Annotated in this window: 10 protein-coding genes; 9 read left to right on the top strand and 1 reads right to left on the bottom strand. The window is 69.9% G+C overall.

What is annotated here, in order from left to right:
* The first annotated feature begins 107 nt into the window (after positions 1-107).
* The gene (locus NI17_RS22620) at positions 108-1,415 is read left to right on the top strand and encodes a S8 family serine peptidase (protein WP_234402165.1); all 1,308 of its coding nucleotides are present in this window, start codon (positions 108-110) and stop codon (positions 1,413-1,415) included.
* Between the two features lie 85 nt (positions 1,416-1,500).
* On the opposite strand, the gene eccCa is transcribed toward NI17_RS22620, so the two are convergent.
* Positions 1,501-5,484 (bottom strand): type VII secretion protein EccCa, encoded by a 3,984-nt coding sequence (gene eccCa, locus NI17_RS22615; RefSeq protein ID WP_119267958.1) that lies wholly within the window; start codon positions 5,482-5,484, stop codon positions 1,501-1,503.
* A 235-nt stretch (positions 5,485-5,719) separates the two neighbouring features.
* On the opposite strand from eccCa, the gene eccD reads away from it, so the two are divergent.
* The 8 genes from eccD to NI17_RS22575 all read left to right on the top strand — a co-directional run bounded on the left by eccD (position 5,720) and on the right by NI17_RS22575 (position 16,888).
* Positions 5,720-7,120 (top strand): type VII secretion integral membrane protein EccD, encoded by a 1,401-nt coding sequence (gene eccD / locus NI17_RS22610; protein ID WP_068694114.1) that lies wholly within the window; start codon positions 5,720-5,722, stop codon positions 7,118-7,120.
* Positions 7,121-7,122: 2 nt separating this feature from the next.
* On the top strand, positions 7,123-8,574 hold the full coding sequence (eccB, locus tag NI17_RS22605; protein ID WP_068694116.1) for a type VII secretion protein EccB: 1,452 nt from the start codon (positions 7,123-7,125) through the stop codon (positions 8,572-8,574).
* Positions 8,575-8,605: 31 nt separating this feature from the next.
* The gene (locus tag NI17_RS22600) at positions 8,606-8,932 is read left to right on the top strand and encodes a hypothetical protein (RefSeq protein ID WP_068694118.1); all 327 of its coding nucleotides are present in this window, start codon (positions 8,606-8,608) and stop codon (positions 8,930-8,932) included.
* Positions 8,933-9,039: 107 nt separating this feature from the next.
* Complete coding sequence (locus tag NI17_RS22595; RefSeq protein ID WP_068694120.1) at positions 9,040-9,339, top strand: WXG100 family type VII secretion target; 300 nt, start codon at positions 9,040-9,042, stop codon at positions 9,337-9,339.
* 120 nt (positions 9,340-9,459) lie between these two features.
* Positions 9,460-12,735 (top strand): hypothetical protein, encoded by a 3,276-nt coding sequence (locus NI17_RS22590; RefSeq protein WP_243597570.1) that lies wholly within the window; start codon positions 9,460-9,462, stop codon positions 12,733-12,735.
* On the top strand, positions 12,626-12,988 hold the full coding sequence (locus tag NI17_RS22585; RefSeq protein ID WP_084012892.1) for a YbaB/EbfC family nucleoid-associated protein: 363 nt from the start codon (positions 12,626-12,628) through the stop codon (positions 12,986-12,988). Before NI17_RS22590 ends, NI17_RS22585 begins: the two co-directional genes overlap by 110 nt.
* Before the next feature lie 25 nt (positions 12,989-13,013).
* On the top strand, positions 13,014-16,376 hold the full coding sequence (locus tag NI17_RS22580; protein ID WP_243597569.1) for a hypothetical protein: 3,363 nt from the start codon (positions 13,014-13,016) through the stop codon (positions 16,374-16,376).
* A 131-nt stretch (positions 16,377-16,507) separates the two neighbouring features.
* Positions 16,508-16,888: a hypothetical protein gene (locus NI17_RS22575; RefSeq protein WP_068694127.1), complete on the top strand. Its 381-nt coding sequence runs from the start codon at positions 16,508-16,510 to the stop codon at positions 16,886-16,888.
* Positions 16,889-16,895: the final 7 nt, after the last annotated feature.

Raw genomic sequence — 16,895 nt, 5'->3', positions numbered from 1 at the left:
CGTGCCGCGCGGTCTGTGACCCATCGCATCCGCCACCGCCCGTGGGAGCGTGCTCCGGTGGCTAGAGTGTTCGCTGTCCAAGCGGAGACCTGGAAGGGAACCTGCCGATGAGGGACCGGTCGGCGCCGCCGCGCCTCACCTCACGTGGCCGACCTCTGCTGCGGGTCTGGGCCGTCACCGCGTCCCTGGCCCTCATTCCCGTGGCCCCGGCGAACGCCGACGCCACCCCCTCCCCCTCGACCTCCCCGTCCGCCTCCGCCGCGATGCCCACGGCGCTTCCGCAGGTCAATCCGTTGAAATCGGCTGACCACGGCTGTGTGGCAGCCGAGAGCAGCGTCGTGGAGGAGACCCCGTGGACGCACAACACGCTGGGGCTCGCCGAGGTCCACCGGCTGAACCGGGGGAAGGGCGTCACCGTCGCCGTCCTCGCCACGGCGGTGGACGGCGGCACGCCCGCGCTGGACGGGGCCGTCGAGGGTGGCGGGTCCGACTGCCTGGGGTTCGGCACCTTCCTGTCGGGGATCGTCGCCGCCCGTCCGGTCCCCGGCAGCGGATTCGTCGGCGTGGCCCCGGAGGCCGAGGTGGTCGCCGTCGCCACCGGCGCCCCGCAGACCGGTGTCACCACGGCGGCCGACCTGGCCGCCTCCATCAGGTCCGCGACGTCCTCGGGCGCGGACGTGATCCTGGTGGGTACGGCCGCGTGGGAGGGGTCTGAGGACCTGGACGAGGCGGTGTCGGCCGCGGAGGAGGCGGGGGCGCTGGTCGTCGCACCGGCCACCGCGCTGGGTCCGGAGGGAACCCTGCCGGGGCATCCGGCGCAGCACTCCTCGGTGCTGAGCGTGGCCGCGCACCAGACGACCGGCGAGCCCGTGCTGAGCGAACCCGTACCGCTCTCCGGCGACGAGGAGGACGGCGAAGGCGAGAAGGGCGGCTTCGCCCGCGTTGACCTGCACGCCCCTGGTGACCGGGTGCTGAGCGTGGGCCCGGGAGACGACGGGCACTTCGTGAGCGGGGGCGACGGTGTGGCCGCGGCCTTCGTCGCCGGAGCCGCCGCGCTGGTCCGCTCCGGCGAGCCCGAACTCACCCCCGCGCAGGTCCGCGAGCGGCTGCTGACCACCGCCTACCCCTCACCTCTGGGAGCCGACGACCCGCTCCGCGGGCACGGCCGCGTCGATCCGCTGGCCGCCGTGACCGGCAGTCCGGGCGGCTCCGCGAACACCGTGCCGGGTGAGGGGTTCGTGCCCGACCCCTCCTCCCGGGGTTCGGTGGAGACGACGTCGACGGCCGCCGTGGTGGGCGTCGCCGGATTCGTGATCGTGCTGTGCGTCCTGGCCGGGCTGGTCGTCCGCAGGGGGCGGGCGCGCCGGTGGCGTCCGGCCGCCCCGGGCGAGCCGATCACCTCCGACGGCCCCTGAGCGCCGACCGGCGCGTTTCCCGGCCCTCCCGGCGCTGACGGAATCCTTCTCCGTCAGCGCCGGGGCACCGCGCCGACGCCGCGGCTCAGTCCCGCTCCTCGGCGCCTTCGGCGATGGCGAGCTGCACCTCGATGGGGTCGCGGCGCGCGATCCAGATCGCGCGTCCCGGCGGCAGCTTCTGGGCGCGGATGTTGCCGAAGAGCATGCCCTCCGACGGCGGCGTGGACAGCATGATGCTGGGCGTGTTGGAGTCGATGAGCGAGCGGATGACCGGGTCCATCGAGGCCCGCCCGAAGCCGCCCGCGGCGTGCACCACGATCAGGTGCATGCCGATCTCCGCGCCCTGGGAGAGCAGCGGCAGCAGCGGTGCCAGCGGTCCGCCGCCGGGACCGCTGCCCGAGACCAGTTCCAGGTCGTCGACGACGATGAACAGCTCCGGACCGGTCCACCAGTCCCGTCGGCGGATGCGGTCGGGGGTGATGTCCGGTCCGGGCAGCCGGACCTTCATCGCCTCGGCCGCCGCGACCATCATCTCCCGCGCGCTGTCCGCCGACACCGCGTAGCCCAGCTTCATCTGCTCGGGGACGGCGTCGTAGAGCTCGCGGCGCTGGTCCACGAGCACGACCCGCGCGGTGGTCGAGTCGTAGTGCTCGCGGATCGCGTTGGTGATGTGGCGCAGCAGCGTCGTCTTGCCGGTCTCGGTGTCGCCGACGGCGATGAGGTGCGGGGTGGCGGAGAAGTCGTGCCAGAACGGCTGCATCCGCCTGCTCTCCAGTCCCAGCGGAACCCGCAGGGCGCCGTTGTCGGTGAGTTCGGCGGGCGGCAGCTCCGACGCGTACAGCTTCGCGGGCAGCGTGCGCACCGGCGGGGCCTGCGGCCGGTCACCCCAGGCCGCGGTGATCCGGTCGACGAGTTCGTTCATGCCCGCGGACACGGTGACCGGGTCGGCGTCGCCGTCCGCGCGGGGCAGCCCGGTGAGGAAGTGGTACTTGTCCTCGGTGAGACCCCGACCCGCCACCCGGGGCACGGTCTGCGCCTTGCGCATGTTGATCATCGAGTCGACGGGGTCGCCCATCCGCAGCTCGAAGCGGGTGGCCATCAGGTCGCGCACCCCCGAGTGGAAGTCCGCCCAGCGGGGGGAGGCCACGACGACGTGCACGCCGTAGTTGAGGCCCCGCTGCACGAGCTGGAGGATGGGGGCGACCAGGTCCATGAAGTCCTGGCGGATGGTGGCCCAGCCGTCGATGACGAGGAACACGTCGCCGTACCGGTGGTCGGCGAACTCCCCCTCCGCCCGGCGGCGGCGGTAGGTGTTCATCGAGTCGATGCCGTGCTCGGCGAAGAACGTCTCCCGCTGGTCCAGGATCTCGCCGATCTCCATGACGGTGCGGGTGATGCGGCGGGCGTCCATGCGGCCGACGACGCTGCCCACGTGCGGCAGCCTGCTCAGTGCCTGGAGCACGCCGCCGCCGCAGTCGATGCAGTAGAACTGCGCCTGCTGGGGGGTGTTGGTGAGCGCCAGGGACAGGATGAGGGAGGCCAGCAGGGTGCTCTTGCCGCTCTGCGGGCCGCCCGCGATCCCGACGTGGCCGCCCGCCCCGGCGAGGTCGGCCCGCAGCGGCAGCCGCAACTGCTCGAAGGGCCGGTCGACGATTCCCAGCGCGACGGTGAGTCTGCTGTGCTCCGTCCACGCCACCCCGCCCGGGGGCAGGAAGACGCCGGTCATCGCCATGAGCTCGTCCAGCAGCGGCGGCGTGCCCAGCGGCGGCAGCCACACCTCGCGCGCGGGCATGCCCTGGCCGCGCAGCCGGTCGAGGGCCGTCTCCAGCAGGCTCGCGGTGCTCTCGTTCTCCTCCGGCTCCGGCTCGACCTCGGGCTCGGGCGCGCGGCTCGCCACGTACCCGCTCGCGAAGGGCACGACCTCGCCGACCGTGGTGAGCTGCCTCCTGCCGCGGCTCCTGACCCGGTACGGCCCGGAGACGTAGGCGGCCTTGAACCGGGTCAGGGTCTCGGTGTCGCTCTTGAGGTAGCCGTTGCCGGGCGCGGGGGGCAACTGGTGGGCGTCGGGGACGCCGAGGACGCCCCGGCTCTCGATGGCGGAGAAGGTGCGCAGGCCGATCCGGTAGGACAGGTGGCTCTCCAACTGGTGCATGCGGCCCTCGTCCAGGCGCTGGGAGGCCAGCAGCAGGTGCACGCCCAGGCTGCGGCCCAGGCGGCCGATCATGACGAACAGGTCCATGAAGTCGCGGTGCGCGGCGAGCAGTTCGCTGAACTCGTCGACCACCACGAACAGCGTGGGCATCGGTTCCAGGGTGCCCGGCGCCGCGTGGTAGGCCTTCTGGTACTCGTGGATGTTGGTGAAGTTGCCCGCCGTGCGCAGGTGCTCCTGGCGGCGGACGAGTTCGCCGTGCAGCGCGTCCTGCATGCGCTCCACGAGCGTGGCCTCCTCGGCGAGGTTGGTGATCAGCGCCGAGGTGTGCTGGAGCCGGTCCAGGCCGATGAAGGTGGCGCCGCCCTTGAAGTCCACGAGGACGAAGTTGAGCGTCTCCGGGGAGTGGGTGAGCGCGAGCGCGAGGACGAGCGTGCGCAGCAGTTCGCTCTTGCCCGAGCCGGTCGCGCCGATCAGCATGCCGTGCGGGCCCATGCCGCCCAGGGCGGACTCCTTCAGGTCCAGTTCCAGGGGCGCCCCGTTGGCCGTCATCCCGATGGGGACGCGCAGCCGGTTCTCGGGCCGCAGTTCGTCCCAGTACTCGGTGACGCCGTGCTGGTGCAGGTCGGGGATGCCGAGCAGGGTGGTCAGCTCGAAGTCGGTGGTGAGGGGTTCGGTGACCTCGGTGGCCACACTGACGCGGTAGGGCGCGAGCAGGCGGGCCAGGCTCGCGGCGCGTTCCAGGGTCAGCGCGTCGGGGCGGCCCAGCGGGGTGGCGACGTCGCGTCCGCTGTGATCCTCGGAGAGGACCTCCAGCAGGTCGGGGTTGACCCGCAGGGACAGGGTGTAGGGCTCGTGTTCGGGCGGGAGCGGGTCGAACACGTCGATGACGACGGCGTTGCGGTAGCCTCCGCCGGTGAAGCGCGACCCGACGGGGACCTGGCCGCCGTCGACGACGATGACGGTGAACGGCTCCTCCCGGTTCGGGGTGGCCGCCGGGTCGAACCGGGGGCGGTCGGCCAGGTCGTCGCCGATGAGCCGCTCCAGTTCCACCGCGTCCGCCGCCATGAGCCGCACCGGCCCGGCGCCGTCGCGCTCGCTGGGGTGCTGGGTGTGCGGCAGCCACTTGAGCCAGGACCAGTCGGCGTGCCGCTCGTCCGACACGCAGGCCGTGATCCGCAGCTCGTCGTGCGTGTGGAAGACGGCCAACTGGCCGATGATCGCCCGGACCATCGCCCGGCACGCCGCGGCGTCGCCCCGCAGCGAGACGCGCGCGTAGCCGCGCAGGTAGACGGAGATGGGCTGGTCCCCGACCGTGGCGTAGGCCCTGATGAAGCGGCGCAGGGCGTGCGCGCTCAGCGGTTCCAGGTCCTCGACGGGTTTGGTGGACAGCGGGGAGATGGTCATCCCCATGGCCTGCTCGCCGACCGCCAACCGCACCTCGGCGAAGTCGTCGTCGGTGACCCGGCGCTCCCACAACCGGGAGGTCCGCACGATCGACCACAGGGCCTCGGGTGCGGGCGCACGCCACAGCATGGCGTCGCGCTGCTCGGTGATGACCTCACGCAACCGAACTCTGCTCTGTTTGAGATAGCGCAGGTAATCGCGCCTTTCTCCGCTCAGTTTCTGGCTGCGCTCGATAATGGTGCGCAGGTACTGCCCGCAGAGCATGACAACCGCGCCGACGAGCATCATGCCACCGGCGATGTAGGGCATGACCGAGGACGCTCCACCGGTGCCGGGCCGGATGAACAGCATCAACATGGCCATCGACGTCATCGCCATCGGCAGGTACATGAACACCGAGGAGACGCTGGACTGCATCTCGGGCAGTTCCGGCGGCTCCTGGAGACTCAGCTCCCCCGACGGCATGTCGGGGCCCGGCCGTCTCGGGGGTCTGCGTATGAGGATCGTGCTCAAGGGGTGGTCTCCTCCTGCGGCCCCGCCGGGCTGCTGGTCCGGAAAGGAAAGAACATGTGATCTTCATCTAGTGGACGCGCTGAAACAGGCATTCTGTGGAATGTCTCCTGCTACACCAGGATTCCGTACGGATCAATGTAATAAGTGCCCGATAGCCCAACCACCCGCGATGGTGTTAACGTTCAGCGAAACTTCCGACCTGTGGTCTTCCTCCCTGCAATGAGTAGGCGACCGGATGAGCGATTCCACGGCCACTGATCTGTGCCGTCTTCTGATTCGAGCCCCTGAGCGCTCCTTCGAGATCGCGGCTCCCTGTGACGTGCCTCTCTCGGAGCTCATTCCCACCTTCGTGCTGTACGCGGAGGGGGACGAGGGGGGCGACCTCGACGAGAGCGGTCTCGAGCACGACGGCTGGGTGCTCCAGCCGCTCGGCGGCGAGGCCCTCGACGAGGAGGAGACGATCAGCTCGTTGGGCCTGGTGCACGGCGAGACGCTCTACCTGCGTCCCCGCCGCGACCAGTTGCCGCCGATCCACTTCGACGACCTCATCGACGGCGTCGCCACCGGCATGGCCGAGCGCCCGGACCGGTGGCGCCCCACCCACACCCGCCTCCTCCTGCAGGCGCTGGGGCTGGGGGGCCTGCTGGTCGGCCTGGCCGCGCTCGTTCTGAGCGGCACCGGCGGACTCGTCGCCCTGGTCGGGGCCGCGTCGGCGGTGCTGATGCTGCTGGCGGCCTGGTCGTCGTCCCGCGCGATGGGCGACCTGCCCGCGGCGACCGGATTCGCCGGGGCCGCGGCGCTCTACATGGCGGTCGCGGGCGCGGCCGTGCCGGTCGGCGAGCCGGGGGACGCCCTGCTGGCGGCCCGTCTCCTGGCCGGGAGCACGGCGGGCGCCGGAGCGGCGGTCCTGGGACTGGCCGCGGTCGCCGGGGCCGTGCCGTTCTTCACGGGGCTTCTTGTCGTCCAGATCTTCGGCGTGGTCGGCGGTCTGACGCTGCTGCTCCTTCCCGGCGCCACCGTTCCCGCCTGCGCGGGGCTGGTGGGGCTGCTCGCCCTGCTGACGGGGACCTTCACCCCTCAGCTCGCCTTCCGCTTCTCGGGCCTGCGGCTGCCCACGCTGCCCTCCACCCCCGAGCAACTCCAGGAGGACATCGACCCGTACCCGGCGCGCGGTGTCCTCGACCAGGCCGCGCTGGCCGACCGGTACCAGACCGCGCTGTTCGTGTCGACGGGGGCGGTGCTGGCGATCTGCCTGCTCGTGCTGGCCTCCACCGAGGGCTGGGTGCCGGTGACGCTGTGCGTGGTGCTGTCGCTGGTGATGCTGCTGCAGAGCAGGGGCCTGACCAGCGCCTGGCAGCGGGTGGCCATGGTCGCCCCGCCGTGTGTCGGACTGGCCTGGCTGTTCCTCGGCAGCGTCTGGGAGGCCGCCCCGCTGTGGCGGCTGCTCGGCCTGCTGGGCCTGTACGCGCTGACCGCCTGCCTGGCGATCGTGTCGTGGACGCTGCCCGGCAGACGTCCGCTGCCGCACTGGGGCCGCGCGGCGGAGATCACCCAGTCGGTGATCACCGTCGCGGTGGCCTCACTGGTACTGGCGCAGTTCGGGGTCTTCTCCGCGCTACGGGCGATCGGCGGCTGAGCATGCAGTCGCGTCGGGACCGGGTACAGGCGCACACCTTCATGGTGCGCCGGTTGAGCACCGCCATGCTGGAGGGGGACCCGGACGCGGTGGACGCCCCCATGCGGCGCACCCGCACCGGTAACCTCATCGGCCTGGTCATCGCCGCGCTGCTGTGCGTCGGTTTCCTGGTGTTCGGGCTGATCTTCCCCGGTGGGGCCAGCACCTGGCGGCAGGAGGGCAGCCTCATCGTGGAGAAGGAGACCGGGGCGACCTACCTGTACTCCGACGGGATGCTGCGGCCGGTCGCCAACTTCGCGTCGGCCAAGCTCATCCAGGGCGACCAGTTGAGCGTCCGCTCGGTGTCGGCGGCCTCGCTCGAAGGCGTTCCGAAGGGCGGACCGGTCGGCATCACCGGCGCCCCCGACTCCCTGCCGGACGCGGGGAGTCCGGAGTCGCGGGTGTGGCGGCTGTGCGCGGTCCCGCCCACCGACGACCTTCCCGCCCGCACCGCCCTGACCATCACCGACGGGCCGCCTCTGGAGGCTCTGCCGCACGATCTGGCCGTGCTGGCGGCCACCCCCGACGGCGAACACCACCTGCTGTGGCGCGGCGCCCGGATGCGGCTGGACACCGAGAACGGGGCGCTGGAGGCGCTGGGCTACGGAACCACCGCGGCGCTCGAGGTGACGGAGGCGTTCCTGGAGTCGGTTCCGGCCGCTCCGGATCTGGCCGCCCGCGAGGTGGCGGGCAGGGGCGAGGCCGGTCCGACACTGGCGAACCGGCCGACCGCGGTCGGCCAGGTCTTCGTCGTCGCGGGGGACGGGGAGCGGGACAGGCAGCACTACCTGCTGACCCGCGACGGTCTCGTGCCGCTCACCGCCACCGAGTCCCGGCTGCTGCTGGCCCATCCGGACACCAGGGACGCCTACGGGGAGAACTCCCCCGTCGCCGTCGAGATCGCCGCCGGGGACGTCCGGGACCACCTGGCCGACGACGGGCAGACGCGGACCGCCGACGACACCGCCCTGCCCGGGAGTCCCCCCGACCTGTTCCCCACCGATCTCGCGGTCCCGTGCCTGCAGCTCACCGGGGACGGCGGCCTCGCGCTGACCACCCAGGCCGTCGACGCCATCTCGGCCTGGCCGGTCCAGGAGACGCCCTCGGTCGCTCCGGGCTGCCCCACCCCCGACCTGGTGGGCATCCCCTCGGGCGGCGGAGGACTGGTCGCGGCCCGCCCCGCGGGCGGGACCTCCGGTGACCCGACCTACTACCTGGTGACCGACGCGGCGGCGAAGTACCCGGTCCCGAACGCCTCCGTGCTGGGGACCCTCGGCTACGACCCCGCGGCGGCCGCCCCCGTCCCCACCTCACTGCTGAGGCTCCTCCCGACCGGGCCCCTGCTGGATCCCGGGGCGGCGGCCCTTCCGGTCACGCCGTCCACACGGGCGGAGAACACCGAATGCCCAGGCTAGACCGACCGAATCCTCGAAAGGAGCCAGGCGAATGTCGAGCAACATGAGGAATACCGAGCGGGCCAACCAACTCGCCAAAGACGCGATGACGGAGGCTCACGGGACCTGCAGCACGGTCTACACCCAGATCGACTACGCCCGCGACTTCCTCCGGATGAACTGGACGGGCCACGCGTCCAGCACCTACGACGACGCGCTGATCCTGTGGCTGGAGGAGCTGCGGCTCATCACCAACGACATGAACAACATGATCGAACTGTTCGGCGGCACGGAACGCGCCATGATCGCGATGGAGGACGAGAACACCGTCATGGGTTCGAGCTGGCTCAAGGACCTCAACCCGAACCAGGCAGGCTGACCCCCTTCTCCCGCGACGGTCCGGTCCACCGGAGAACCACGCCGCAGTGACCCGCGGAACCCGCCCCCGGAGCAACCGCCCGTTCCCCCTCCCCGAAAGGAAGATCCGTGAGCGACGGCTTTGACGTCAAATACCAGGGGGTCGACGACACGACCCTGACCCTGCGGCAGCAGACCGACAGGGTCGCGAAGGCGATCGAGGACCTGGACATGAAGATCCAGGCGGTCAAGCAGGACTTCATCGGTCAGACCGCCGACCAGTACGAGGCCAAGGTCAAGCAGTGGCGGATGAACGTCGAGGACATGCGCAGGCTCCTCGGCCAGGCGGAGACCACCCTGCAAACGATCCGCAACAACTACGCCTACACCGACAACCGGAAGGCCATGGACTGGTCCGCGATCCAGTAGCGGACCGATCGCCCGCCCGCCGGGGCGGAGCCGTCGACGGCTCCGCCCCGGCCGCGCGGGGGTGAACGACGAGCAGACCCAGCCCGGCAGGCGGCGGCAGGATCCCGTGAGGAGGAGCAGATGCCCGCGCTCCACGAGATCATGAACATCTTCGCGGACAAGGACGGAGGAGGAGCGCATCCTCCCATGCCCTCGGTCGACGAGATCACCGGGAAGCCCTGGCTCACCCACGGGCGCTACCACTTCGCCGAGACCGACCACATCATCAAGGGCTTCGACTTCGAGAACATCGACATCTGGTGGGACTGGAGGGAGACGACCAGCGGCTACACGACCCAGGCCGTCACCGGCGGCCAGATCATCGTCCCCTACACCTCCACGAAGATCGACTACGCCGGGTACAAGATCGAGACGCAGCTCTGGGAGGGCGCGGAGTCACCCGAGTACAAGTTCAACAGCGGGCTCATCGACCTGCGCAACGTCGCCGTGGTGGGAACCTCCGTAGAGTCGACCTCCTACGCGACCAGCACGCACTGGAAGATCGCCGCAGTGATCGCGAAGATGGACGACTTCTTCCTGGAACAGCAGGAACTGCTGCTGAAGAAGGTCCACACACTGTTCGACAAGGACGCCCCCATCCAGGGCAACGCGGCGAACATGTTCGCCAACCACCTGTTCAACCTGGGCAGCCGGCTGGAGAACCTGAGCACCCAACTGGACCGGTTCCACAACGCGGTCAACAACATCCGTCCCAGGATCATCCCCGCGATCGCGGACCTGGCCGACGCGATCGACGCGCGGGCCAACGGCCCCTACACCTCGATCCACAAGATCATCTACGACTGGTACAACCACCAGAGCAACGGCACCCAGCGGTTCAACACGGCCCGGGACCAGTTCGAGATCAACTACGCGGACGGCGCGTGGGGGATCATCGGGGACAGCATCACGGACGCCGGGGTCAACGCCGAACTGCACCGACGCTGGAATCTGGGCCTCCAGCCGGTGATCAACGCCGCGAACCGCCTGTACGACGTGATGTCCGAGGTGTACACGGACATCGCGACGGACATCAGACCGATCACCAATCCCACGGGCAAGAACCTCCCCGGGTTCAGCGGCCCCGGGAACACCGGCCTCAACGGCCCCGGCGGGCCGGGAGCGGGCGACCTCAACCTCGACATCCCCGACCTCAACTTCGAGACACCCGAGTTCAACTTCGAGACCCCCGAGTTCGACACGTCGGACCTGCCGCCGCCCACCACCGTCAGCGGCCCCGGCGGTGGTGGAGGCAGCGGCGACCTGCCGCCGGTGAACATTCCCGGTCCGGGAATCGGCGGGCCGGGCTCCGGAGGCGGACTCGGCGATCTCCCGCCCACCACCACCCTCGGCGGGCCGGGCTCCGGAGGCGGACTCGGTAATCTCCCGCCCACCACCACCCTCGGCGGGCCGGGCTCCGGAGGCGGACTCGGCGATCTCCCGCCCACCACCACCCTCGGTGGACCGGGCTCCGGAGGCGGACTCCTTCCGCCTCCCGGCACCGACGGGCTCGGTACCGGAGGCGGCCTCGACGTACCACCGCCCACCACCGTCGGCGGTCCCGGCACCGGAGGCATCGACGGCGGGTTCCTCCCGCCGCCCACCACCGTCGGCGGTCCCGGCGGCGGTTCCGGGGTTCCGCGCTTCACGGGTTCCAACGGCAGGCCACTCACCCGCGACCCCGCGACGGGTCTGCCCATCGACCCCGACACCGGGCAGCCCTTCCCGGTCGATCCGGTCACCGGGCTGCCCTACGACTCCGACACCGGACTGCCCATCGCCCTGGACCCGGACACGGGCAAGCCGCTGCCGATCGACCCGATCACCGGCCAGCCCATCACCACCAGCGGCCCCGGCACCGGCGGGCTCTCCCTCGACCCCGACACCGGACTGCCCATCGACCCCGACACCGGACAGCCCTTCCCCGTCGACCCGCAGACCGGACTGCCCTACGACCCCGACACCGGACTCCCGGTCCTCGTCGACCCCGATACCGGCACCCCCTTCCCCATCGACCCGCAGACCGGGCTGCCCTACGACTCCGACACCGGACTGCCCATCGCCCTGGACCCGGACACGGGCAAGCCGCTGCCGATCGACCCGATCACCGGCCAGCCCATCACCACCAGCGGCCCCGGCACCGGCGGGCTCTCCCTCGACCCCGACACCGGACTGCCCATCGACCCCGACACCGGACAGCCCTTCCCCGTCGACCCGCAGACCGGACTGCCCTACGACCCCGACACCGGACTCCCGGTCCTCGTCGACCCCGATACCGGCACCCCCTACCCCATCGACCCGCAGACCGGGCTGATCGTCGATCCGGACACGGGCAAGCCGCTGCCGATCGACCCGATCACCGGCCAGCCCATCACCACCGGCAGCCCCGGCACCGGCGGGCTCTCCCTCGACCCCGACACCGGACTGCCCATCGACCCCGACACCGGACAGCCCTTCCCCGTCGACCCGCAGACCGGACTGCCCTACGACCCCGACACCGGACTCCCGGTCCTCGTCGACCCCGACACCGGCACCCCCTACCCCATCGACCCGGTCACCGGCATGCCCTACGACCCCGACACCGGACTGCCGATGGCCCTGGACCCGGATACGGGCAAGCCCTATCCGGTGGATCCGATCACCGGCCTGCCCGTCGATCCCGAGACCGGTCGGCCCATCACCACCGGCGGCCCCGGCACCGGCGGGCTCAACGGGCTGCCCGACTACGACCTTCCTCCACTGGAGACTCCCAACTACGGCGGGAGCGGCGGATCAGGGAGCGGCCTCCCGACCCCGTCGTACTCGACGGTGGGTCCGGGAAGTGGTTCCGGCATCAGTATTCCGAGCGGTGCGGACAGCGGTTCCGGTGCGGGCGACCGCTCGTCGCTGTTCACGACCCCCGAGACGCTGAACCGTGCGGCCGGGTCCGCCGGCAGCGGCGGATTCATGGTCCCTCCGCCCTCCTCGACCGTCGTCCCGGGGGCTCCCGGTGGCGCCGGTGCGGGAGCCCAGCCGGGCATGGGCGGCATGCCGCCGATGATGCCTCCGGTGGCGGGCAACCAGAACAACCAGGAACGCAACCGCTCGACGTGGTTGTCCGAGGACGAACGTGTCTGGGGAACCTCCGGCAGGGACCGGAAGTCCGTTCTCGGCCGCCCGACGCCCGGTGAGGAGAAGAAGGGAAGCATCCGTGAGCACATCGATTCCCGAGCAGGCGGAACAGGCTCTCGCACAACTTCGCAGGAAGATGGAGGAGTTCGAGCGGGCAAGCGCAAGCCTGGAGTCGGCAACAGAAGAGGCCGTGTCCAAGGATCGCCTGGTGGGCGCGAAGGTGAACGTCAGGGGGGAACTGACTGAGCTGAAGTTCCACACTCAGAAGTACCGGCAGATGGCTCCCGCGGAACTCGCGACGGCGATCATGGACGTGGTCGAACGCGCGCGCGACCAGATGGCCGCACGCGTGGCGAAGGTCTACGGGCAGTTCGCCCCCGAGGGGATCGACCTCAACGAGGTCATGAGCGGCCGGTTCAACCCGAGTCAGATGCTCGGCAAGTTCGATCTTCCCTTCCTTCCGGGCATGAACGCGCCCGGTGACAGCGATCACCTGTAGCCCGTAGACAGTCAAGGAGCCGACCATGACCGACAGCCGGATTCCCCCTGTCCCGCAGTCGTCGGACGGCGAGGGGGCGGAAGCCTCCCGCAACGTCCTCCGAACGGTGTCCGGTGTGGGGCCTGTCGCCGCCTCCTCTGTCGACTTCGATCCGGAGACCGGCCTGGCCCGTATCGACCACGGCGGGGGAATCGTCGTGCTGGACACCGGCGGCCGCGAGGTGGCCGTCGACTCGGACACCGGTCTGGTCAGAGCGAACGTGCTGGAGACCGAACCGATCGAGCCCGTCGCGGTGGTCGAGGTCGAGCAGGGCGGCGCCTTCAAGCCGTACCCGAACAAGCAGGTGGTCAGGTCGACCGGCGGCCAGCAGGGCGGAAGCGACACGGCCGGTGGCGGCGGCGGAGGGGGCAACGACTGGGAGCCGGCCCCGGGGACGGTGAAGGAGAACCCGTACAGCCTGGAGCCCAGGCAGTTCTCCTCGTCCCCGACCGTCGAGGGCATGGACACGGCTTCGATCTTCGCCAGAGCCCTGCATCCGGCTCAGGGGACCGTTCCGGCTGGGGAGTACAGAGGCGAGCCCGAATCGTTGATCGCGGCCTCCACCCCCGGTCAGCCAGCGGTTCCGGTGAAATCCGGTGGCGGGGGCGGAGAGACCGAATCTCCGGGAGAACAGGTCCGGGTCGACCCCGAGACCGGCGAGGTCACCGTCGAGCACGACAACGGGACCGTCTCGCTCGACCCCGGACCCGGAACGGTCGACGTCGACTCCGAGACCGGTGAGGTCACCGCCGTTCCCGATGCCTCCGAAGAGGACACGTCGGTGGGGTCGGCCACGGCCGAGTCCGCTCCTCCCGGTCAGATCACGGTCGATCCCGAGACCGGCCTGGTCACCATCGGCTACGAGGGCGGCACGGTCACCCTCGACCCAACCACCGGCGAGATCAACCTCGACCCCGGCGACTCCCCGCTCTCGATCGATCCCGACACCGGCCTGCTCACCGTCGGCTCCTTCGAGGAGCAGCCCTCCGGTTCGGAAGACGGTTCCGGGAGTGAGCGACTCGGCCTCGAACCGGGTGACGCCCTGGTCACCGTTGCCCCGGAGACCGGCCTGATCACCCTCGACCACGCCAACGGCAGGATCGGCATCAATCCCGACAGCGGCGCGGTCAGCGTCGAACTGGGCGACGGCCAGATCAGTTTCGATCCCGAGACCGGTGACATCACCGTCACCTACTCCGGCAACGGGCACGGTGAGGAAGCGGGCGGAGGCACCTCACCGAGCGAACAGCAGGACACCGACACCGGGACCGACGCGGGCACGGGCAACGATCTCTCCCGGCCCCATACTCCCGGCGGCACCGACAACGCCCCGAAGGCCAACACCCCCACCGACACCGACACCGGCACCAACCTCCTCCGCCCCCAGACCGAAAGCGTCCCCCAGACCAACATCCCCGCCAGCACCGCCCCCCTCCGCCCCCAGACCGAAAGCGTCCCCCAGACCGACACCCCCACCAGCACCGCCCCCCTCCGCCCCCAAACCGAAAACGTCCCCCAGACCAACACCCCCACCGAAACCGGCACCGACACCGGCAACACCCCGAAAGCCGACACCCCCACCGAAACCGGCACCAACCTCCTCCGCCCCCAAACCGAAAACGTCCCCCAGACCAACACCCCCATCGAAACCGGCACCGACACCGGCAACGCCCCGAAGGCCGACACCCCCACCGAAACCGGCACCAACCTCCTCCGCCCCCAAACCGAAAACGTCCCCCAGACCAACACCCCCGCCAGCACCACCCCCCTCCGCCCCCAGACCGAAAGCGTCCCCCAGACCGACACCCCCACCGAAACCGGTACTGACACCGGCAACACCCCGAAAGCCGACACCCCCACCGAAACCGGCACCAACCTCCTCCGCCCCCAAACCGAAAGCGTCCCCCAGACCGTGACGGAGGCGGCTCCGGGAACCGGCCGGGTCACCATCGACCCCGAAACCGGCAGAGTCGATCTCGATCACGGTGACGGCAAGGTCTCCCTCGATCCGGGCAACGGGAAGGTCGCGATCGATCCCGAAACCGGGCGGGTCACGATCACTCCCGAGGGCAACGAGCCCGGTGATACAACCGGCCGGATCACCATCGATCCCGACACCGGCAAGATCACCGTCGATCACGCCGACGGTACGGTGTCCATCGATCCGACCACCGGTGAGGTCACCCTCGACTCGGGGGACGGTCCCGTGGCGATCGATCCGGACACCGGCCTGCTCACCATCGGTGACCCCGAAGACCTGAAGACCGGTTCCGAGCCGGGAGACAGCGGGGATGGGGACGTCGACCTGGGGCCCGGCGACGCCCTGGTCACCGTCGACCCCGAAACCGGTATGGTCACGGTCAAACGCCCCGAAGGGACCGTCACCGCCAATCCCACGGAAGGAGCGGTCGGAGTCGAAGCCGGTGACGGACAGGTCGAGGTCGATCCTGAGACCGGTAAGGTCACCGTTTCACCGAACGAGCGGGGGACCCACTCCGGAAGCTCGAACGGCAACTCCGGGACCCCGTTTCCGCACACCCCCGCCACCCAGTTCGTCGCCAACGGCGGAGACGGAACCCAGGGCGAGGAAGAACCGGACAACAAGGCCGGCGAGGGCGACGACAAGGGATCGGGCGGCGGCTCCATCGGAAGAAGCGAAGGAGACAACAAAGAAGGCGAGGAGGACGACAAGGGAGACGACAAGGACGGAAAAGACGGCGAGGAGGACGACAAGGGAGACGACAAGGACGGAAAAGACGGCGAGGGCGACGACAAGGGAGACGACAAGGACGGAAAAGACGGCGAGGGCGACGACAAGGGAGACGACAAGGACGGAAAAGACGGCGAGGGCGACGACAAGGGATCGGGCGACGGCTCCAACGGAAGAAGCGAAGGAGAAGTCGTCAAGATCGACTTCTCCCAGGTCAAGGAGTTCAACGAGACCTTCGTGGCCAACATCAAGAACAAGGTCGGAACGGCCCTTGAGGATATGAGCGAGTACGAGGACACCAAGAAGGACCACATCCTTCTTGGAAACGGCGCGATTCTCGAACCTGCGGCGGACCTCGCTACGAAGGTGAATCTCAGGCTCAGCGAGATCTACGGAATCCTCGTCTCCATCGAGAAGGAGATGATCACGATCTCGGACAACCTCACCGAAACGGCCGTGGAATTCCTCATGCTGGAGGAGGACCAGAAACTCGACGCCCAGCAGCTCGCTATGATCTTCGGCTCCGGAGGCTCGACGAACTCGTACGGGAGTGGGAGTGGGAGCGGATCGGAAGGAAGCTCGGAAGACGACTCCGACAGGGATTCCGACGACGAGTCCTCAGACGAGTCCGACGACTGACAGACTTCGGTGATCCGGTCAGGTCGTGACTCGGGAACTCCTTTCCGTGCCACCGTTCGGGCTCGTCAGGAGAGGGGCCCCGAAAACGAACCCACGGATGACAGCATCCCCGACAGGAGAAGGAATCAGACATGGCAGCGGAGCAGGAGAGACTCAAGGTCTCTCCCGGTGAGATGGCCCGGGTGGCGGCGGCACTGTACGAACCCGCCGACCTCACCCGGAAGACGTTCGCGAACCTCAGGATCCAGCGGGAAGCCCTGGGGAGGCCCTGGGGCGAGGGGGACGAGATAGCACAAGCGGCCGAGAAGGACCTCGTCCCCATGATCGAGATGCTCGACGAACTGGGCGTGACATTGGTGGAGGCGTTCACGCACACGGCCGAGAACACGATCGCGACCGCGAAGTCCTTCCACGCCGCCGAAGAGATCGCGGTCGAGAACAGCAACTCGTTGCGTTCCGGATTCAACGGCTCCGACAGCGGCAGCGGCAGCGGTTCCAGCGGTCGAAGGTGAGGTAGTG

It is taken from the genome of Thermobifida halotolerans (assembly GCF_003574835.2).
GTDB classification, from domain to species: Bacteria; Actinomycetota; Actinomycetes; order Streptosporangiales; family Streptosporangiaceae; genus Thermobifida; species Thermobifida halotolerans.
Note: the sequence above shows the minus strand (reverse complement) of the source record. Positions and strands in the feature narration are given on the sequence as shown.

Bases quoted from the DNA above. Each gene is read 5' to 3' on its own strand.
- NI17_RS22600 (WP_068694118.1), top strand. From the start codon at position 8,606: ATGTCGAGCAACATGAGGAATACCGAGCGGGCCAACCAACTCGCCAAA.
- NI17_RS22620 (WP_234402165.1), top strand. From the start codon at position 108: ATGAGGGACCGGTCGGCGCCGCCGCGCCTCACCTCACGTGGCCGACCT.
- NI17_RS22575 (WP_068694127.1), top strand. From the start codon at position 16,508: ATGGCAGCGGAGCAGGAGAGACTCAAGGTCTCTCCCGGTGAGATGGCC.
- NI17_RS22585 (WP_084012892.1), top strand. From the start codon at position 12,626: ATGGAGGAGTTCGAGCGGGCAAGCGCAAGCCTGGAGTCGGCAACAGAA.
- eccD (WP_068694114.1), top strand. From the start codon at position 5,720: ATGAGCGATTCCACGGCCACTGATCTGTGCCGTCTTCTGATTCGAGCC.
- NI17_RS22580 (WP_243597569.1), top strand. From the start codon at position 13,014: ATGACCGACAGCCGGATTCCCCCTGTCCCGCAGTCGTCGGACGGCGAG.
- eccB (WP_068694116.1), top strand. From the start codon at position 7,123: ATGCAGTCGCGTCGGGACCGGGTACAGGCGCACACCTTCATGGTGCGC.
- NI17_RS22590 (WP_243597570.1), top strand. From the start codon at position 9,460: ATGCCCGCGCTCCACGAGATCATGAACATCTTCGCGGACAAGGACGGA.